A 20765-nucleotide genomic window follows, 5' to 3' on the forward strand; every position below is an offset into this window, starting at 1 on the left:
GGTCGCAGAACCAGATACCGGAGACCTCTTCAGTTATCGATCACCGCCACGCCGCAACTTCACGGACACAGCCCGACTTACGAAACACGCCTTAGCTGGCCCGCGAGGGGCGTGATCACGCAGGATTGGCACCGTGCACGCCACTCGCTACCAGCCCACCGGCGCCCGTAACGACACGAGGACTCAGCCGCGATGGGCCGTGATCGATCGGGCGCTTGCGTCCTTCGCGGGCAAGTCCATCCTCGTATTGATCGCCGCGGCACTCGACTCCCCGTCGTGCCGCCCCTGGGAGTACCACCTGACGTTGCTGTGGGGACGAGCACTGCGACGGCCGTCGGCCGGCGGTATCGATGCTCAGCCCGCGGACCTGGTCCGCTTGGTCGAGAGTGCGTTGCGCGCTGCGCCGTTCCGCGCGCCGGAGATGTCCCGGAGGCCCAATGATCCTCGCCGCTTGGTTGGCTTTACTCTTGGAGGCCGCCGCTGGCGGGTTCACCCCGGCGATTTCGACCATCCCGTGGTGCTGCTTCGCCAGCTGGAACAGACCGCACGAGCGGTGGACGAGACCGTAGCGGCTCGCATGGGTTTTTCCCTCAGTGACGTCCTTGAGGTCTGCCTCGCGCATGGCGACCACATCATCGGCGAGCTCGCGCCAACCTGGCAGGCAGGCCCTGAGGCCGGCGCTGCTGCGCCTCGTGTCGATGACGCTGAAGTGTCGGCAGCCCGGCGGCTGGTCGACGCCGAGCCGTTCGGATGGATTGACCAGTGCAGTAAGCCTGCGGCCGCCCGGCGGGCGCTGACCTGGCTGACCCGCGACAGTCAGCATCTGCGTATGCGCCACAATGCCGACGAGGCAACGCTCGGGCCAGTCCTGCAAGTGTCCGCCGAGCATCGGCACGTCGGGGTGCCGGCCTGCTTGGCGCTGGGCGCAGCGGTCGCCGCCACCCGGTATCTCGCGGAGATGGTCGGCGACGCCGGCGACGCCGCAGTGCAGTTGCACGCCCGCACGTGGTCGCACACCGTAGACCTGCTCTCGCGGCGACTGGTGAGCCGCGGTGGCCAAACGCCCGAACCAGCACCCGTCCGACCGGTCATTGAGGGCCCCCGGTTCCGCATCGCGGTGGTCAGCGGCGTGAGTGCTGCCGGGCTGCAAGGAGGAATCGCCTGGGGCAAGAAGCTGCTGTCGGCCGGCACTGCAACGACGCACAACATCGCCCAAGGCTCTGGTGGCCGTTCTGCAATCCTGGAACGGCCGGTTGCGAAGGTCATCGTCTACGGAGGGCCGGCGAACGTCGTGGCGCAGATGGTCGGCGAAGCCGTCGTCCTCCACGTTGAGGAACTCGCCGAGATGCTCGCCGAGTGCGGTGGCGACCTCACCACCGTGGCCTGCTTCCTCGAAGACCTCGCGTTCCATCCCGGCTACACCGATGTCGCGTTCGTCGACATCTTCGACGTCTGGCGAGCGTGGAAGGAGCACGGCTCGATCGGACCGGTCACGGTGGGGGCACCGCGGCAGGGTTTGGCCGTTGCGCCGGCGACAACGGACGAGACGTGGGAGAGGGCGGCGTCGTGGGAGGGCGTCGACGCCGTGCTGGCCGGGGCCGGCATCAGCGCGGAGCACATCGACTGGCCCTTCGCGCGCGGTGACCAAGGTGATGGCGCCGACCTGTTCTACAAGCCGGACAGCCCGGCGATGCTGGTCAACGTCAACCCGCCCGTCGTTCTCGAAGTCGACCTCAATGACGCCGCCACGCTGCACAGTCATCCCGACACGGTCGTGGGATTCGCCGACAGCCTGCGCCTACACCTACGCAAGCCGGCCATCAGTAAACACGTGCGCGACGGGACGGGGCGAACACTGCGGCTGGCCCTGGTCTGGCTCCCGGACACGTCATTCGAGCACACCGACGGCGCTCTCGCGTTCGTGCGGGTCGACCCGAACTTGCGGCAGATCGCTCTGGTCATGGCAGCAGGGCTGTTCATCATGCTCGCCGACAACCCGGCATCTGCGTATGCGCTCATTGGCGAAGGGCTGGAACGCGGAATCACCGCGCTGGCCACCGCCCACGAAGCAGGCAGGTTTGAACCGTCAGCATTCCGAACGGCGTGGCGGGCGGCGGGGCCCTTCATGACCGTACACCGACAGGTGGAGGAACTTCCACTGGTAGCGCGCAACGACGGCCTCCCGCGATCGGCGGCGGTACACACCCGCGCCAATCGGAGAGCCGTCACCGCCATTCTGCGCCGCCGAACCCCTGACGGCGTCTTTCTCGGCCCGGACGCACTGCGGATGTGCGAAGAATTCATCCTGCCGGGCGTTCAGGAATCGCTGCACGAGCTAACGTGCCAGTTCGACCGCACGGTGACGTTGGCCGTCGCCGCCCGGGTCAACGACGCCCACGCCACCGCCTACCGGAGCGCCCAGCAACTTGCCGTAGCCCTCACCGGGCCCTGGGCGCACAACTGGCACGAGATCGCCCTCACTGACGATCAGCACCAGCAGACCCACGCCTTGGAGACCCTCCTCGAGTCCCTTCTCGCCGAACCACCCGCAGGCAGCGCCGTCGCCGACGAACTCGACGTCGCCGAGATCACCGCGCTGGCGCACCGGCTGGCGGTCACGGCAGCCGTGGTCCGCGGCTACACCGACCGGCTGCACGGCCTGCGCCTCACCATCAGCCGCGGCATGTTCGCGGTCGAACCGGATTGGTCCGACCACGACGACCTCGAGCGCGTCGAGATCGACCTCGCCGCTTACACCGAGCACCGCCGCGCGGCCCGTCTCATCCCGGCCGCCAGTCAGCCGGCTGGCACCGTCGACCACCACCAGGACGATGACTCCGGCCTCCTCAGAAACTCACCGCCGGGACATCGGTACCAGGTCCCCTTCACCCCTATACACGGACGGCTGCCGGTCAAACTGCAACGGGTCGATGATCGACTCGGCGATCACTGGGGCACCGGCCTCGACGGTATGCGTGCCGTCCTCGGCGTGGCCGTCGACTGGGCCACCGGCGCTTCCGGCGTACAAGCGGTAAGCCGTGCCGAACTCGTCGATGCCGCCGCGCAATGGTCCGAGCTCAGCGTGGCGCAGATTGAGGCAGCCGTCGACCTGCTCACCCTCTCCCGTGACCACCTGCGCGAGGCGGGCCCGCTGCGATTCCTCGACATCGAGCGGCGCACGCACCGCCTCGCCTTGCGCCCACTCGTCGACGCCGATGGGCAGCTGTGGATCCTGCCGTGGCGGTTGCTCGACACGCAGCGTCTGTTCGACGCTTACCTACACCGGTCACGGCTGCCGTTCGCCCACCGGGACCTTCCGCCCGGCGTCGCCGACATGATGAGCGCCTATCGGCAGGAGTCGAACGCCCAACTCGAGGAGCTCGTCCACGGCATAGTCGCCGCGACGGGGCTGCCACGCCGCACGCATGTCGAGGTGGCCGAGCTCAAGGGCGCTGGCATCCCGGAACCGCTCGGGGAGGTGGACCTGGTGGTCGCCGATCCGGCCACAGACAGACTGTGGGTCGGCGAAGTCAAGGACCCAATCGCGGCGTTCAGCACGGAAACTCTCCGGAACCACGTTCGTAAGTTCTACCGCGGCCCGAAGCCGTATGTGCCGCGGCTGCTCGCCAAGGCCGCGCAGATCCGCGAGGCCGCGCGCGGCGTCGCCATGCTAGTCGGCGGACCCGACCGGGCGAAGTGGCGCGTGGTGCCGATCCTGGTGACCCGCGATGTGGAACCTGCCGCGTTCGTCGCCGAACCGCAGGTGCCTTTCGCGCTTCCGCATCAATTGCCGGACATCTTGAAAGCCGGCGTCGACCCGGTACCGGGGCCCGTTCCGCTTTAACGGCTGAAACATCAGCGGACCGGTAGTCCGCGCCGACAGGCGTCCTCGGCGTGCAGCTGACCGTGCGCGTTGACACAGAGCAGGGCGGGTCGTGATCCTGGCCCTGGGACTTCCGTGATCGTCTACACTGCACTGCTAAGATGCTATGCATGCCGGCCGGCCGCCCCTGTCCGTCGATCAGGTTGACCAGGTAACCGAGGGTGGTCGGGCTGATCCCAAGCCACGCGAGTGACGCTCGACGGTGGCCGGGTCGAAGACCCTCGCGACGGACGACGTTGACGCCCAGCATCGCCCATCGGCTGCTCGAGGTAATCCGGTCTGCCCCACCGGGCGCGATGAGCTGCCTGCGACTGGCTGCTTGTAGCTGTACACGGTGGCCCTGGCGAACCGCTCACTCCGCGATCTGGTACTCGTAGGCTTGACGGACCAAGCCCATGACGTAGGTGAAGTCGCTGTTTTCGTCGAGGCCGACCTCGACGTTGCCGTTGCCCCAGTGGCCCCGTCCGGTGACGTCCCAAGCGAGGCCACGCTCGTCGTGGAGGGACTCGAACGGCAGGTTGAGGCTGAGCCTGAGCCTGGCGACCTGCGGGACGACGTCGACGAAGTTGGTCTCCACCTTGTAGGCCACATACAGCTTGAGGAACTGCTCGGTCACGGAGGGATCGAGGGCCAGTACCTCAGACCGGAACTTGTCGAACAGCGCCCGACGAGCTGGCGGGAGCAGGTTCGGGTGGTCCTCGATGGAGAACGCCGTCTCGGCGCGCGGCTCCTGGAACTCCGTTATCACCCGGGGCGGCAGCTTGGGCATCTGCCAGATGTCGAGCGCGGCCTCGGCCAGGCGTGCTGCGCGGGACTGGATCGTGTCAGCGTTCCAGGTGTCGAGCTGGCCGAGCCCGTGGTTCAGCCGCAGGGGGCTGTGCTTGAACCCTCCATTCATGTCGCGCTTGACGATGAAGGGGTGGTCGCTGTACTCGGAGTTGTATCCGGTGAGGGTCAGGTTGCCGAGGGTGTGCAAATAGCGGGCCTGGATCTCGCCCCAGTTGTCGCCGAGGGCGTCGCGCCACTCTTGGGAGAGGTTTTCGTTCTGCGGGAGGATGTGCTCGATCGTGTATTCCTCGATCGTCACGTGCTCCTTGCGGTTGTGATTCTCCAGGCGCCGAAGAAAGTAGGAACGGCGTTTGAAATGGTAGAGATCCGTCGTCTTCAGGGCTTCGGCGAACTCGGAGTCGGTGGGGAAGGCGCGGTAGCTCTTCATCGACAGGAAGTGCGCCTTAACACTGTCCAGGTAGCGGTCCTTTCGTAGTGCCTTGGCGAACGTGGCGAATGTCGTGTTGAGCGAGTTGGTGGGGACGCGGCACACGGCCCGACGGAAGATGTAGGACGTCATTAGGTCGACGATTTCGGCCACCTCTTCGGTGGTTAGGGTGCCGAGCTCATAATCGGTGTAGACCTCGAGCAGGAACGGATAGACCACGTCGGCCTTGATCTCGCGTAGGTCTTGGAAGGCAGCGTCGAGCCGCTTGTTCTTCTCCTGCCCGAGCGCCACCGCGCAGTACCGGCCGGAGTAGTCGCGGAGTTGACTGAGCAAGGGCTCCACCGAGCCGGTGTCGCTGGTTGCCGCCCGGGCGTAGGCCTTGAACGCCTCGTAGATGTCGCCGAGTCGGGGGATCGCGCCGGTTACCACCGTGAGGTAGTGGCGGACGAAGTCATCAAACTGGGCTTCGTAGGCGGCCTGGCCGAAGTCGCTCTCCATGGGGCGCCAGTACTGGGCGTAGAACCGCTCCTGGGTGGATGGCTCGAGGCCCATCAGCACGAAGTTGCGGATTAGGTCGGCCTGGGAGAGCTTGCGTCCGGTGGAGTTCATGGACTCAAAGATCAGTTGCGGGTTGTCCTGGGAGCGGTCCAGCCGGATGTCCACGACGACCAGCTTGGCCAGGCCCCGGCAAATGGTTCCGTGGTCGGTTCCCGGAGTTCCGAGTCGGCCTTGAAAGAAGGCAAGGTTGCTCTCGATGCGCTCTGATCGGTGCTTGGGGAGCTGGGCACCATCGACGATCGCCTTGAGGGTGTCGCGGTCGGTCTGCGAGAGCAGCAGCTTGAAGTAGCGATCATCTTCCTCGTCGTAGTTGACGAGGTACCGGTTGCGCAACTTCTTCGGCGAGAACCCATCGAGTGGCTCACGGTCTTGCTCAGGGAGCCGGCCGAGGGCCTCGGCGAGCGCGGCGACCAGCAGCGTGACCGTGGTCAGGCGCTGCTGGCCGTCGATGACGAGGTTCGGCTCCTGTGAGGTGAGGTTCGACAGGCCCTTCTCGACGTGCACGATGGAGCCGATGAAGTGGGCGTTGAGGCTGTCGTCGGTTCCCGCCCTGAGGATGTCATCCCACAGCTGTGCGCACTCCGACTGCGTCCAGGAGTAGGTGCGCTGGTAGATGGGGATGACGAACTGGCTGCCCTTTGCGAGCAGGTCCAGCAGCTTAGTCTCCGATGCCTTCATTGCGGCTCCTCCCCAGAGGTGGTGTGCTGTCTGGAGTCAGGGCATCCGGGATGCCCAGTACCTGCCCGTGACTGCTCTCCACTCTCGCAGAGTACGAGAGTCGCCAATTCCTGAACATCGCCAACGTGATCACGGCGGCGGGCAGCTCGTGCCGGCCCTCAGCCTGACGACCGCAAGAAGAAGTCATCCGGTTGGCTGATGACAAGCGGAGTCCACGCAAGATGAGCGCGCAGCCATACGCCCTCTGAGTCGACGGGCGCACGTTAATGATCCGGGAGCCCGAGCAGGTCCCAGCGGTGCCGCCATTGGGCGATCCACTCGGTCTTGATCTTGTGATGCACCGATTCTGGATTGACTGGGCGCTTCCCCCCGTGTTTCAGAAGAAATTGTCGGTGTCGTTTCGCGACCTCTTCGCGGACCCACAATGCCGGAGCAATGTAAAACTCAGAGGGATCTACTCCGAGATGCACGAACACCCAATAATCCGCGCCAGTCACGCCTCCGTCCGACCGTTGTCCCTCTCGTATCGAGGTCTGCCAGTCACCGGATGTCTTGGAGGTCACCTTGGCGCGGATACAGGCTGGCGAGTTGGGCGAACCGAAAGAGGTGGTGATCGTCAGCATCCTTCCGTGCCGTTCGGTGCTGCCTCCTCGCTTTTCGATCTCAGCGACAACGCGACTCATGCCAGCCTCGAAGACCTGGTGGGTGTTGATCCCCCTACGCTCCATACAGGATTGTTGCACGTCCAGAGCCCGACGGCTCTACTCGAACCCGCTCGGGCCAGTGCCAGGTGCAGCCGGCGTTGCCGGACTCGTCCGTTGCGGCGGCTCTGCCGCCCTAAAGGACGTCTCGTAACTCGGTGAAGGCGTTGCCTGGCAACGGTGTTGGTGTTACCCCGCGAGGATGATGTTGTGGAGGTGGGCGATGCCGGAAGCGGGGTCGGTCAATGTGTGGGCGGCGCGGCGGTAGTCGCGCAGGATCTTGAAGCACTTCATGCGGGCCAGGGCGTGTTCGACCTGCGCGCGGACGGTGCGGTGTTGCTTGTTCAGGTCCTTCTTCCAGTCGGGTAGCTCGCTGCCGTCGGCGGGTTTGCGGTACGGGATGATCACGTCGGGGTTGCCGCGGTAGGCGCCGTCGGCCATGACTGGCCGTCCCGTGAGTTTCTGGTCGATGCCGCTGGTGCGGTAGACGATGGTGTCGTTGCGGTTGCCGGGTTGCGGGTCGCCGAGGGCGACGACGAGGCGGGTGTGGGCGTCGATGGCGACCTGCAGGTTTGTGCTGTAGCGGTAGTTCTTACTCGGGGCGGCCAGGCGGTGGTCCCGGGTCGGGATGAGGGTGCCGTCGACGATGGCGATCTGGTCGACCCGACGCCGGCGTACCGGGGCCAGAGCCAGCAGCGGGCCGAGGGTGTCGATGACCCGGTGCGCGGCGGAGTGCGACACCCCGAACAGCGGGCCGATCTGCCGCATCGTCAGGTTCGTCCGCCAGTACGCGGCCACCAGCAACACCCGATCGGCAAGGTCAAGCGACCACTGCCGGCCCGGCCGACCATCGGCGATCGCGTCACCGCCACGCTCGGCGACCAGCCTGACCAGGCGACGGAACTGGGCGGGTTGCAACCCGGTGAACGGAAAGATCCACTCCTGACGGGCTGCCGAGATCACCTGCACCTCAACATGATCCATCATGGACCAGCTACCGAGTTACGAGACGTCCCTTAGGGCACATCAGTGCGCCTCGGGACGTGCGGATCTAGCCGATGTGCGCGCTTAGTGGACTGCAACGTCAAACGGCCCTACTGCTCAGTCGTCTTCGATGTATCCCGTGGTGGGGTCAACGATGGCCAGGAAGTCGCGGATGTTCTCCATGTGCTCGACGAGCGACAGGTTCGGGGTCGGACTCACGCCGAATCCGTAGCCGGGGTTGGGCCCGCTAAGCCACGTGTAGTCGGTGCCGCCGAACTCGTTTGGGCGGAGGGCGAACATCTCTCCATCGACTTCAAGCGTGAGCGCCGTGGCGTCGGCCGCACCTTCAGCTTCGGGGCGCAGGCCGGACACGGCCTCCGGGTGGGCCTCCCAGTCGCCATCGCCGTTGTCTGGGTAGATCGCCTTCACGCCAGCCATCTTCGTGGATTTGCCTGGCCGGCGCCCTGATCTGCCGACGAACTGGCCGAGGATCAGAGCCCTGCCGGCCTCCGCTTCGGGCCGGGCGTCCGCGGTGAGCGTCACCGTCGTGGCGTAGAGCAGCCCGCCGGCGCTGGCGGTCGCTGCCGTGAACCCCGGCGCCGTGGGCAGCCACCGCCAACGCGACGGCCATATGCGTTTTGCGGGACCCCTGGCGGTCGAGCAGAGTAAGTCCGCATTTGCCTGGACGAACGCCAATGTGGCTGGCCGGTGGTGGGATGCGGTCAGGTCAGGCTGTTGAGGAGTTGGCCGGCCACGGTGTTGCCTCGACCGTGGAGGCGGGCGAGGACTTGCCGTCCGTTGTCTGCGGTGGGGCCGGTGCCGTGCAGCGGGCTAGGGGTGCGGGTGGAGATGGTGACCAGGAACTCGGTGACCGCGGTATCCAACCGCTCACTCTTGGGGGCAGAGGAGCGTTCGCGGTCGGCGAGCCAGCTGACGGCGTCGTGGACGAACACTGTCGCAGCCGGCTCCCGGAAGAAGCGGACGGCCGCGTGGGCGAAGTCGTTGCGGGCCATGTGCTGGCCGAACCACGTAGACCACGCCGGCACGGCTGCGTGGATGGCGGCGATCTGCTGCTCGGTGAGCGGCGAATGCCCCCACTTGTCGAGGCCGGCGGCGGCGAGCGCCAGGACGCCCGTGTCGCTATGGCCCTGCCAGGTGCTGGCGGTGGTGGCGAAGTCGAGCATGTCTGCGACTAGGGCGGGGAACGTTGCTGGCCACGGGTCCCTCGTGCAGGCGGTGCTCCAGACCTGGCTGAGGTAGTTGCCCACGTAGGAGGAGGCGGTGGCGCCGAGGGTGAGGATCGGCTCCCAGATCGTCTGGGCCTGTGCGGTGCCGGCGCTGATCGTGACATCGGCGAGTAGCCCAAGAGCGCGACGTTCGTCGTCGTAGGGGTGGCGGGGGAAACGGTAGGCGGCGTTGGCCGGGGGCAGCCGGGAGACGAGGAGCGTCGTGAGGTCGGCGGCGAACTCGACCGCCCGGGCCCGCGTGCGCGCATCTGCCGCATCAGCCAGGGCCGTGAAGTGCGGGCGGGAGGCGACGAGGTAGCCAAGGTCGATGGTGCGCAGGATGTGGGAGTGGCCGTTAGGGAATCTGGTCGTGGGGGTGGTGGCGATCCAGTCCGTCAGCCGTGGCACCTCGGCGGGCAGGCTGCCGTCGGCGAAGGCGTCGAACGCGGCCTCGCTGGCCGCCTCCAGCTCTGCAAGTCCGTCGATCGGGCCGCGGCCGGGCTCGTCGTTCTCCGGGTCCACGTCGAGTCCTTCGGCTTCCTCCGAGTCGGTGTTGAAGTCGAAGTCTTCTTCCAAGTAGGGGTCGATTTCGTTGTGCCACATCGACAGCCGCGCGCAGTACAGCGTCAGGTACTCGAGCCGGCGGAGGTCGTCGGCGAGGTGGGGGTGTGCGGCGGCGAGCCGCATCACGGTGGTGACCGTGATGCGACGGGCAACGAGCAGCCGCGCGACGGCCGCGCGCACGGCGACATCGTCGGGAGTCTCGGCCCACAGGGCGGTGAGCGCTTCGGCGCAGAAGACGTCCCATTCATCGTCGGAGGGGCTGTCGGGGTCGTCGTGGGATCGCGTGGCGGTCGGGTCGGTGAGGGGACGCAGTAGCACGGCCCGGCACCACTCATCGCGGTCGGGGTGGTTCCGCAGCCAGTCGCGGGCGCACAGCACCAGCCACGCCGCGTACCCGCACCGCAGGTCCTCCACACCGCTGATGGAGCTCGGCGACTCAGCGTCCGGGACGAGAGCGTCGAGTTGGGGTTGGACGGTGGCCCACTGCTCCTCGAGCTCGGTGTCGCTGGGGCGGACATGGTCAGTGATGTTGCGGCGCATGGTGTGGGCGAACACCAGCCAGGCGCGATCGCGGTCGAGGTGGTCCCGCATCTCGCGGGCTTCTTCCTCAATGGCCGCCGGCGGGGTGTACGCGAGGTAGGTTTTTCCGTCCGTGGCGCGGACGGCGTGGTAGTTCGCGATGTCGGTCGCGGCGAGCATCACCCGCCACCGGCGTGCGTCTGTCGCGGCCCAGTGCTCTCGGGCGGTAGTGAGCTGCTCGGTGAGCCGGCCGGTGACGAATGCGCCCAGGCGCACCAGGTCCAGGAGCGGAGTCTTGCGGTGGTCCATGGTGTGCCAGTCGCGGGCTCGCTTCGCTCGGGTGGGATCCATGACGAGCGGGAGCAACCTGAAGGAGCGCAACTGCACGCTCATCTGGTCCTGGTCGAGCAGGTCGGCGCTGGTGACCAGGGGCGCAAGCGGGCCTTCCAGCAGTGCAGGAGTGTGGCGGGCGATATCGGCGAGCAGCCCCCACATCGCGACCGATCGGCTTCCGGTGAGCTGAACGAGGAGCGCGGTGATGTCGCGGCCGTCGTCGAGGGCCTGGTAGAGGTGAGCCTCCAGGGCCATCATCGCCGCCGCCAGGATGTCCGGCACCTGGTGGCCACCGTGGCTCCAGGCCAGGACGGTGGCGTCACCGACCAGCGCGACGGGCGCGCCGTCGATGAGCAGCTCGAACGCCGGCCGCTCCTGCGTGGGTTCCTGGCCGCCTGACATCGGGGCGTTGCGGCTTCGTCTCCAATGGATGGTCGCGTGCTCGACGAGGGCGAGCACCACGTCGACGCCCTGCAGTTCGGCGTTGATGAGCATCGCGCGGAACGGCCCGCACTCGGGGAGCGGATCGAAGGAGCGCGGGGCGCTGGCGATGCCGAGGCCGTCACGCAAACGGTGGTGGAAGTGATGGCGGTGATGGCGGCCGAAGTCGACGGCTGCCCGCAGCACCAGGTCCCGGGCCATCTGCGCGGACGCCGGCAGCAACGGCATCACGGTGTCGACGTCCAGCAAGGCTGCACGGAGTCCCGTCTGGCCGCGACGCTGGCGGCCCCTGACCTGGCCGCTGTGCTCGAGTTGACTGTCGACAGGGGGCAGCAGCGTGCCGAGGAAGGTGGCGACGGCGTCGGGTTCGACCGCGCCGGCGGCGATGACGCACCGCCACAGCACCGGCTCGACCCTGTCGTCGAAAAAGCCTCCGCCGTCGATGTGCGCGACGATGTGCCGTCCGACCGCCAGGCCGATCACAGCAGCCTGATCGCGGGCCGGCCACGTTTCGGGGGCATGCCGCAGCCACAGGTCGGCGATCGCGGCGACCTCCGGGGCGGCCGAGGCGACCGCGGTCTCATACTCCGCCGCCAGGACGCGCAGGACCGGAAGCCACAGCGGCCATACCGGCAGCCGCGACTGCGCGGCGGCGTACACCGCCACGTCCGGCTCGTCGGCGAGCACAGTGATCCAACCGTAGTCCGGCACGGTCGCGGAGAACCTGAACCTGCGCAGCAGCCGTGCCAGCAGAGCGCTGTCGGCGGCGAGGCGCGACCACAGCTCGCCCAGAAGCCGGTCGGCGTCGTGGGCGTAGAACACCGCGTCGAGGTACAAATCCGCCACGAGCGGCTGGTCGGCGGCATCCAGCGCAGACCGGTCGGCCTCCCACCGGTCGACACCGTGCTCGCGGAGCACGCCGGCGGCATACAGGCGGATCGCTCGGTGCCACGACGGCAGCGCCGCCTTCTCCGCGATCACGCCGATGACGTCGTCACGGGAGCGCAGGTAATGCAACAACGTCCAGTCGTCGAACAGGTCGTGGGCGAAGGAGACCCGGCCGTCGACCTCGGCGAGGATCCCGTCGACGCGCAGCTGGTCGACAAGCCCAACGGAGTCGACCGGCAGGTCATCCAGGGGAGTCTGGGCCCGCAGACGGTCGGCCTGCTCGACGGCGATCCGCCGAAGCAACGTCTGGCGGGTGGCGCCGTTCCGGCCCGCGCCGGCCAGCCGCTGCCACCACAAACCAGCGATCGACGGCTCGTCACGGATAGCGGCAACCGTAGCCCCGGGCATCCGCAGCACCAGGTCGAGGACCTTCGGGCGTCGCAGGACACCACGCAGCCCACCGGCAACGACCACCGCGGCCAGGTCCGGGTGCCCGCGCAACACCAGATTGACGTCGGCGTCAGACAGGTCCCCCATCACGAGCGGGGCGGCCTCCGGGCCGTTGGCCTGCACCAAGCGCTCCGACACTCGGGGGAACTCCGACTGCTGCGAAGTGATCAACAACCGGATCCGACCGCCGGTGGCGGCCGCGAGGCGTGCCAGGGCGGCCGTCGCGGCGAACGGCTCGTCGGTATAGACCCGGTCGAGGCCGTCAACGGCGACGCGGACCTCTCCGGGGGCAAGCGTCAGGACCTCCTCCAGGCCTCGGGTCAGCCCGAGTCGCGCGCCGACGCCGGCCTCGAGGTCCGCGGCCGACAGCCAAACCGCCCGATGCGTGCCCGGGGCGGCCAGCCACCTCTTGGCCGCCACAGTCTTGCCGCAGCCCGACGGCCCCGACAGCACGCTCACCGCCCCGGCGTCGGCCAGCACGGCGGTCACGTCCTCACGGACCAGGACCACGTCGTCGCCGAGCCGGTCCCGAACCCGGGCCGTCATGTTGATGGTGTGCGCGGTGAGAAGGCTCCAGTCGGGAGCGACATCCGGGCGCAGCTGGAACGCAAACTGCCCGCCCAGCCGGTCAGCCAAAAGCTGCCAGGTGACTGCCCCTCCTTTGGGCCGCAGGTCGGCGACCACCTCGAGCAGCGCCGTCCACAGGTCCACAACCCTCCCGGCCTGCTGCGGCACGAGCGCGGCGCGGCACCACCGGATCGCGTCCGCCATCGCCTGGGAGGTAGGAGTGAGGAAGTCCAGACGCAGAGGCAGAAGCAAGGCCAGCAGCCGGGCGGGAGAGGAGTCCACGTTGACCCCGTGCTGCTCGGCGAGCTCCGTCGGACACTTCGCCGACTCCCACAGCGAGCGCTTCGCCTCGTTGAACGCGCCAGGCACGCCGATCCGCGAGGCGATGCCAGCCTGGTCGGCGGCGGCCTCCCCGATCAGCTCCCCGAGCTCGACCCAGGTGCCCTGCGCCGCAGACCCTGACACCAGACCAACCCGGTCTGCAGCGCGCCGGAAACTGTCGGCAAGGATGTCGCGCCAGGCGGCCTCCACGAACTCCGTGTGCAGCCTGGCTCCGATCAGCATGTCGAACGACTTCACCGACGCCGACCACCGCGGCCCACCGTCCGCGTCACCGGTGACGACCATGTCGTCGAGGAAGAACCCCGACGCACTGCCCTGGAACCGCACCTCCACCGGGACCGCGACCCCGAGGCCCAGCGGCATCTCGCCAGCGGCCATCGCAGCGGCGAGCCACGCACCAACACGGTCTTCGAAAGTGAAGCCGCCACCGCCCGTGATGAACGCCGTCGCCACCGGCCGCCCGTCCGACGCCTCGCTGCTCGACATCGCCTGAGGCTACCGGCCCGCACCCCACCCGGCCGCCGTCGGCCCGGTGAGCGTCGAGATCGACGGGATGCACCGGTCGTACGTGTGCCTGCTCACCGACGGCAGCCACAGCAGCACCCTGTTTGTTCCCGGCGTGCCCGGGGCCACCGTCGGGGCGGAGGAGCAGCTGGCCCGCCTGGTGTCGGGGGCGGGGCTGCCGCCCACCCGGGCGGTCGTGCGCCACCCGTGGCAGGCCCCGCCTGCCGACGAGCTGCGCCACAGCATCCCCGCCGACGGCGTCACCGTCGTACGCCGTTCCGCCGCATCCCACGCCCTGCTCACCGAGGGGGAGGGGGATCCGGAAACCCGCCCGCTCTCCGCCGACCCGTCGTCGACCGAGTTTGTCGGGGCGGTACCGGTCGACGACGATCGGTTGCGCGAGGTCCTCGCCGGGCTGGTGGAGCCCTCCACCTCCGTTCCGATGGGTGAGTACGTGACGGTGGACGAGGGTGGCAGCCGCCGTACGGCGTCGCGAACCGCCGCATCGGCGAACGTCTGCCATGGGTAGCCGCACAAGGGATCTCAACCCACTGGCTGCGGCACACCACTCTCACCTGGGTCGAACGCCACTTCGGCTACGGGGTTGCCCGCGCCTACGCCGGCCACACCGACCGCCGCGGACCCGCCACCACCTACATCAAAGCCGACCCGCACGCCGTCGCCACCGCCCTCGCCGCCATGACGGCGAACCTCACCCACTCGCCACCGTCACGGTCACGCCCGAAAGTAGACGCCAGTCGTGCGCGGCCAGCGGAGGAGGGCGTTGCCCCGAGGTCCTACGATTGCAGCCCCGATCGGTCACACCGCGTAACGGGCTCCCCAACTTCGGCGAACCAATCCGCATCCGCTTCTCGCCCATGAGCGGATGTTCATATGACTCCGACTTGGAACTCCTTGAGGCTCGGACACCGGAGTAGGGCGGATGACCGGACGGGGGTTGCGTGAGTCGCGCTGACCAGCCGTCAACGATCGCCCTGGCTCTCAGCCGAGCGGTCTTCCCGGCGGGCGTCATCGCGGTAGGACCGGCTCAGCCCGTCGAGCAGCGCTCCCGAACGAGGCCACCGGCCGCGTACCCGGTCTGCCGCCGCGCTGTACTGGTCGGCGAGCGCGCGCTCCTGCGCTCCGCCGTCGTAGACACCGCGGCTTGTGACGCCGCGCTGGTTCATCCTTGCGACAGCGAGGTGCTCGTCGAGGTTTGTGTCTCCGAGGATCTCGAGGACATCCCGGACTGGCTCGCTGGGCCACGTGCCGTCGTCGTCTGTGACGGCGCCGGACAGCGCATCGCCCAGAACGATGGGCAGCACCCGGGCGCGGCCGGACGCGGTGAGCATCTCGCGTACCGATTCCACCCATCGCAGCATGTCCTCGGTGGTCGGCAACTGTCCGTCGACGGAGCCTGGGAGCGGCGTGCGCCACTCCCGCAGGATGGTCCATGCCGCGCTGAAGGCCTCTGACGACGCAGCGTTGTCCCTCGCCTCTTCGTCGGCTGAGTTCGCGCCGGTGTCCGGGTCCGGCCGGTACATCAAGGACACGAGGCCGACGAAGCGGGCGGGATTGCGGGCGAGTTCTCGGTGCAGGGCGCTCGGCCTGCGGCTGTGGTCGAGAAGCGGCTGGTAGAACCACTCGAGGTCTGCGAGCAGATTGTCGTCCGCGCCTGCTTCCTCGAGACGGTCGAGCAGCCGTCCGACCGTGTACTGCGGCGACCGTGCGCGCGAGATGTCTTCGGTGGCTGGGAGGGCCGGCGCCTTCAGCGCCTGGATGGCCAGGTCGAGGTCGGCGTCGAAGCCGGCGTGGCTGAGCAATTCGATCGCCGTCCAGGCCCGGCCGCGCTCGAGCAGGCGCCGCGCGACGGTCGGCGTCAGGTCGTCCGGAACTCCCAACGGTTGCATGTCGCGCCAGAACTCGTCTTGCGTGTCCGGCTCCAGGCCGTCCACGAGCGTCAGCAGCGCTTCGTCGATCGCCGCGGTCCGGCACAGCGCTGCGGCCTGCGCGGGGCTGGCGGCTGCTGTGGCAGCGAGCCAGCCTGCGTCCTCCCGCTGCCGGTGCGCGGCCAGTCCGGCGGCCATCGCGTGCAGGGGCTGCGACGAGCCCGCGAGATGCTCGAGGACCGCTGGGTCGTGGTCGGTTGTTACTGAAGCCAGGGCGTCGCCGACTGCTGCCGGATGTTCGGACGCCTCGGCCAGGCGAAGGACCGCTGGGAGCCCGTCGTTGAGGCAACGTCGGACCGCTTCGGCCCTCGCGGACGCGAGCGCCTCCGGATCGGGGTCCTCGCGGTCGAGGTTGAGCCCGCGTCGAAAAGGCAGCCATGAGAACAGCTCGGCGTCGTCGGGGTGGCTCCCCGGGAGGGCGTGGGCGTCCAGGAACGCTTCAAGGGGGTGGAGGGCTTGGTCGGGCAGCGCCCAGCCCGCGTCCGGGTGTCGGCGGTGCATCGCGACCCTCTCCGCGAGGCTGGCGAGGACGGTGCGACGGCCCCCCTCCTGCAGATCGGGCCATGCGGTCTCGGCTGCGTTGAGTAGCGCGAGCCTGCCGGGCTCCCGGAATCGGTCGACGAGAGCGAAGGCGGCGGCGAGCCGGTCCGGGTCGGCTCCGGCATCATCGGCGATGCGTGGGGCCAGGGCGTCCAGTGCGTCGACGATGTCGATGACGGTGGCGTGCGGGGGCCGCGGCCAGTCTCGGAACTTCGGGCCGCTGACCAGAATCATCCCTCGGTTGGCGTGGCTGACGAGGTCGAGCGCGAGCCGCCAAGCCGCCATCGGCGCGACGGTTCGGACGGCGTCGAGCGCGGCGATACGCGTCGCCGAGTCGCCCGCGCCTTGCGGGATGCGCAGGTGCAGGGCGGCAGCGAGAGAGGCGCTGGGCCGGTTGGCGAGCCGCCCGCCCGGGTCCCGGTCGGCGAGGCGGCCGAGCACGACAGCTACCCGAGACAGTAGTGCAGGGGACCAGGCGAGGCTCTCCAGCGCCCACAGCAGCGGGGAGTGGGCGCTGTGGCTGCCCAGCCCGAAGTCGTCGGGCGTTTCGGCGAACAGCGACATCACCGGCGGGTCGGTTTCGTCGAGGGAATGCTCGACGCACGCGAGGAAGTTCTCGGGCGACGCCTCAGCCAGCAGCGGCAGCAGATCAACGACCGCGTGCCAGCGCGCGGCGTCGGCGCCGTGGAGCAACTCGCGGACGACTCGGGACGCGCGCTGCTGACCGGTGAGACCGCCGGGAAGTTCACGGTCGCCGACGACCGCGCCGAGGATCGCCGCGGTCGTGGCCATCCCGCGGCGAAGCATGCTGGAGTACCGTCGGCGCGGCACGCCGGTCTCGCTGAGCGAGGCAGCGATGCGCTCTTGTGCGGTTAGCCCTGAAGCGGGGTCGCTCTCGCCCAGCACGCCAGGCGCTAGCGACTGGAACGCATCGAGATCCTCGGCCGTCAGGGCGTGGTTTAGGGCGTCCCATGCGTCCACGGGATCGGCGAACTCCCACCGGCGGTCTCTTAAGAGCAGCGGTGCGTCCTCGCCTGAGGTCAGTGTGCTCAGGTCCCGGGCAGTCGCCCGCCAGCCGCGGTCGGTCAAGCTCTGCAGCGCTTCTAGGTCGCCCTGGACGTCGTCGGCCCAGGCACCGGCGAGCAGCAGCGGAGCGAGCAGGTTCGCTGTGGTGTCCGAGGCCCACGGCGGCTGGCGGAGCCAGCCGGGCCGGCCGATGCGCCGACGCAGCGATGCCAGGCTCCGTCTCGCTGCTCGTCCGTACTCGTCGGCACGGTCGTGGTCGAGCCCGGCGGCGATCCAGACCTCCCGTGCGAGGTGCCGGTGCAGCCGTGGGAGCCGGTCGTCGGCGGGCCGGCCGGCGCGGGGCAGCACGACGTGGTGGCCGGCGCGGAGGGCGTCGCCGATCTCAGGCTCGGCGAACACAGGCACGAGCACCGTCGGGCTTTCGTGAGCGGCCACTCGCCGCCATGCCCGCACGTCCTCGACGACGAGGGCCCGTTCGAGGAGCGCCTCGAGTTCGGCCGGCGTGCCGGTGGCGCGCGCGAGCCCCGTTGCGGCGTCGCCCTCCTCCGCGGTGGACGGTCCGACGGGCTCGCCCGGCTCCGTATCCGCAACGGCGCTGACCGGTTCCTCCGACCTGCCGGGCGCGTCTACCGGCGGACCTTCGGACGTCTGGCGCGGCGTCGTGGTGGCGTCCTGCGGCGGCTCCGCCATCAGACTGGCCGCAACGAACGCCACGGACTCGTCACGGCTCGCCGAAGCCACCACCTGCTCGCATGGCTCGGCGCGGAGCCGGTCCCGAAGGCGGCGAACTTGGTCGTCGCGGCCCGCCAGTAGCAGCGCTGTCGGGATGGCCGGCTGGGTGCGCTCCGCCCAGTTCCGATACCAGTCGCGAAGACCGATCACGCCGTGCGGGTCCCGCCCGAGCTGCTCGGACGCCAGCCAACGGTGTACTCCAGGGCACAGCGCGAGCCACGCAGCAAGGTCTTCCGCGTCGAGCACCCGGATGTCCGCCCAGCCATCGTCGTCCTCCGTGCGCCGATCGACCCAGTCCTGCGAGTCGGGCCACCGCCGGCTCGTCACGAACACGAAGACGACGCCTGCGCGCTCGTCCCGGGTTGACCCATCGACCCGCTTCCGGTAGTCGCGCTGCGCCTTGTCCTGGGGATCGCGGCCCGTGCCCAGCTCCCAGACGGAGCGGCCCGGCGGCACGAACGGCGGCGCGCCGGAGGGGCTGGTGACCTCGCCATCGAGGCCGGGCAGCCCGACGGCTTCGGCGGCGGGCATGCGGAGTGTCTCCGGAGCGGCCACCGCGAGGATGAGGCGCCGGACCAGCGTCGGCAGGTGCTCGCGCGAGTCGTTGCGCTCCGACCACTGCTCCAGATCGGTCGCGGTCAGCAACTCGGTCATCGGACCTCCCTTGCCGTCTCAAGATAGGGCATCCGGACAACATGTTGTCGCCGCCGCGGCGCTGCGTGCGCGTCACGACTGCGGTCCCGGCCCGTGCCCCGCTCGGGGCGACGCGGACCGCGGCGTATCCGCTCATGGCCGCCGTGCGCGGGGACGCAGGTCGATCCCGGCCCGTGCGGATCTTGCCGTAGTTGGAAGGTACTGCCTCGAAGGGGTGTCCGATCATTGGGCTGAGAGGTGCTGCACAGAGCATCGTTGGCGACCGATCGCTTCCGGCGGTCGGGAACGACGTGGCCCACGACGTCGTCTCTTGTTGTCACCGCCATGACACGACCTTCCCCCGACCGGGCGGGGAGCAGCTTGTCCGTCCGATTGTTCCGCTTGCCCTGCCCGCACGTCCGCGTCCCCGCCCGGTACCGATACCGGTACTACCCGCCCGAGTTCAAATACCGGCGGCGGTCACTGCTCCTGAGCTTCTGCTGGGGATGGCTCTCCCATCCCGCTGCGGCCGAGTGACCGCGCAGCACCTCCTACAGAGGCTGGGCTGGCAGCCGGGACACCGCCTCGACATCCAGCCGCACCGAGGGGTGCTCGTCATCGCCTCGGCCAACGATGGTCGGCACGGGGTGGGCAGCCGAGGGCAACTGCCACTTCCGGCTTCCGCACGGCGGATGTGCCGGATCGAGTCCGGCCAGCCGGTACTGCTGGCCGCTCTTGTCGCCCATGACCTGATCGTTGTGCACTCGATCAGCGCTGTCGCTCGCCTGCTCGCCGATCTGCACGCCGAAGTGGCGGGAGGCGACCATGTCTGCTGATCCCGCCGCGGTTGCCGCAGCTCGGCAGGTTTTGGCCCACCTTGGCGTCACCTTGGCCGATCTGGAGTCCGACGCCGGCGTGTTGGTATCGCTGCCGACAGTCGCGGAGTATCTGCCGCGCGTGATCGCCGCGGCGGGCCCGGGTGCGAGACGGACCTACGGCACCTACTGGGAGCGCATGGCCGCCGCGTGGGGTGATTGGCCCCTGAACCGCGTCGCGGCCAGTGACATCGAGGCGATGAAACAGCAGATGGTCGCCACAGCCCGGTCGCGGCGTAACAGCCGCAACGGCCGGCATGCCGGCGAACATGTCATCGCCGCCGCTCGTGCCTTCTACTCCCGGGCTGTCGCTGACGGTCTGATCGACGCGTCGGCCAGTCCCGCCCACCGCGTCGCCAAACCCCGCCGCCTCCCGAGCACCCGTCGGGCGTTGACGCCGTACGAGATGGAGGAGATCAACGCGGTGGCGCGGACCAGCGGCAACGATGTCATCCTCGACGCCCTCGTGCTGCGCCTGCACACGGAGAGCGCCTGCCGGCGAGGTGGCGCCGTCGCCCTGCGGCTTGTCGACCTGGATCGCACCAGCGGGCTTGTGCGCCTGGCTGAGAAAGGCACCGTGCGGTGGCAGCCGATCAGCCTCGACCTCGCCGAACATCTCTACGAGCACGCCCACGCCCGCGGTGCCCTGCTGTCCACCGACCGCTTGTTGCGCTACCGCAACGGCCAGCCGATCAGCAGCCGCCGCTACGACCACCTGTGGAAACGAATCGGCGAGCGCCTGCCCTGGGTCGCCGTGCAGGGCATCTCCACCCACTGGCTGCGCCACACCACCCTCACCTGGGTGGAACGCCACTTCGGCTATGGGGTAGCCCGCGCCTACGCCGGCCACACCGACAGCCCAGGATCGTCCACCACCACCTACATCAAAGCTGACCTCCACGATGTGGCCGACGCGCTGTCGGCGATGACCGGACAGCCGCACCCACTCGTCACGGCGCGCGAGACCGCCAGCGGTCCGACGACAGGGACTTTGCCCTGACCGGCCAATCTGACTCGCCCGAAGTGGCGCGGTGGGGGAGTGGCGCCCCACCGCGCCGCAGCGCGGCACGGCAGTTAAAGATTCCGGTGGTTGGGCGACAACATCACCAGAGCGCAGTCCTCCGTGGATCGGTGGTGGCGCTTCACCGCATAGCCT

10 protein-coding genes are annotated in these 20765 nt (G+C 68.9%); 3 read left to right on the top strand and 7 right to left on the bottom strand.

From position 1 onward, the window contains the following. Positions 1-133 precede the first annotated feature (133 nt). Entirely contained in the window at positions 134-3844 is a 3711-nt protein-coding gene (locus AB0D32_RS30935) for a hypothetical protein (RefSeq protein WP_357097801.1), read from the top strand. 391 nt (positions 3845-4235) lie between these two features. Here AB0D32_RS30935 and AB0D32_RS30940 read toward each other — a convergent pair whose 3' ends face one another. From AB0D32_RS30940 to AB0D32_RS30960, 5 genes are all read right to left on the bottom strand, one after another. Continuing rightward, on the bottom strand, positions 4236-6335 hold the full coding sequence (locus AB0D32_RS30940) for a DUF262 and DUF1524 domain-containing protein (protein WP_357097804.1): 2100 nt from the start codon (positions 6333-6335) through the stop codon (positions 4236-4238). Between the two features lie 263 nt (positions 6336-6598). Further along, positions 6599-6958, bottom strand: a complete 360-nt coding sequence (locus AB0D32_RS30945; protein ID WP_357097807.1) for a hypothetical protein — start codon at positions 6956-6958, stop codon at positions 6599-6601. A 267-nt stretch (positions 6959-7225) separates the two neighbouring features. Then, positions 7226-8005: a transposase family protein gene (locus AB0D32_RS30950; RefSeq protein WP_357097866.1), complete on the bottom strand. Its 780-nt coding sequence runs from the start codon at positions 8003-8005 to the stop codon at positions 7226-7228. Positions 8006-8137: 132 nt separating this feature from the next. Next, the gene (locus AB0D32_RS30955; RefSeq protein ID WP_357097809.1) at positions 8138-8563 is read right to left on the bottom strand and encodes a hypothetical protein; all 426 of its coding nucleotides are present in this window, start codon (positions 8561-8563) and stop codon (positions 8138-8140) included. A 179-nt stretch (positions 8564-8742) separates the two neighbouring features. Continuing rightward, a complete protein-coding gene (locus tag AB0D32_RS30960; RefSeq protein WP_357097812.1) occupies positions 8743-13836 on the bottom strand; it encodes a hypothetical protein in 5094 nt (1697 codons plus the stop codon). Between the two features lie 46 nt (positions 13837-13882). On the opposite strand from AB0D32_RS30960, the gene AB0D32_RS30965 reads away from it, so the two are divergent. After that, entirely contained in the window at positions 13883-14383 is a 501-nt protein-coding gene (locus tag AB0D32_RS30965) for a hypothetical protein (protein WP_357097815.1), read from the top strand. 454 nt (positions 14384-14837) lie between these two features. Here AB0D32_RS30965 and AB0D32_RS30970 read toward each other — a convergent pair whose 3' ends face one another. Beyond that, on the bottom strand, positions 14838-18755 hold the full coding sequence (locus tag AB0D32_RS30970) for a hypothetical protein (RefSeq protein WP_357097818.1): 3918 nt from the start codon (positions 18753-18755) through the stop codon (positions 14838-14840). A gap of 530 nt (positions 18756-19285) precedes the next feature. Continuing rightward, positions 19286-19561 carry a hypothetical protein gene (locus AB0D32_RS30975; RefSeq protein ID WP_357097821.1) on the bottom strand — a complete coding sequence of 92 codons (276 nt, stop codon included), beginning with the start codon at positions 19559-19561 and terminating at the stop codon, positions 19286-19288. Between AB0D32_RS30975 and AB0D32_RS30980 the strand changes: the two genes are divergently transcribed. Beyond that, positions 19560-20609, top strand: coding sequence for a site-specific integrase (locus AB0D32_RS30980; RefSeq protein WP_357097824.1), 1050 nt, complete (start codon positions 19560-19562; stop codon positions 20607-20609). The two genes, AB0D32_RS30975 and AB0D32_RS30980, sit on opposite strands and share 2 nt — an antisense overlap. Positions 20610-20765: the final 156 nt, after the last annotated feature.

Source organism: Micromonospora sp. NPDC048170 (assembly GCF_040652795.1).
GTDB lineage: Bacteria > Actinomycetota > Actinomycetes > Mycobacteriales > Micromonosporaceae > Micromonospora.

Bases quoted from the DNA above. Each gene is read 5' to 3' on its own strand.
- AB0D32_RS30940 (WP_357097804.1), bottom strand. From the start codon at position 6,335: ATGAAGGCATCGGAGACTAAGCTGCTGGACCTGCTCGCAAAGGGCAGC.
- AB0D32_RS30945 (WP_357097807.1), bottom strand. From the start codon at position 6,958: ATGCTGACGATCACCACCTCTTTCGGTTCGCCCAACTCGCCAGCCTGT.
- AB0D32_RS30960 (WP_357097812.1), bottom strand. From the start codon at position 13,836: ATGTCGAGCAGCGAGGCGTCGGACGGGCGGCCGGTGGCGACGGCGTTC.
- AB0D32_RS30970 (WP_357097818.1), bottom strand. From the start codon at position 18,755: ATGACCGAGTTGCTGACCGCGACCGATCTGGAGCAGTGGTCGGAGCGC.
- AB0D32_RS30980 (WP_357097824.1), top strand. From the start codon at position 19,560: ATGTCTGCTGATCCCGCCGCGGTTGCCGCAGCTCGGCAGGTTTTGGCC.
- AB0D32_RS30975 (WP_357097821.1), bottom strand. From the start codon at position 19,561: ATGGTCGCCTCCCGCCACTTCGGCGTGCAGATCGGCGAGCAGGCGAGC.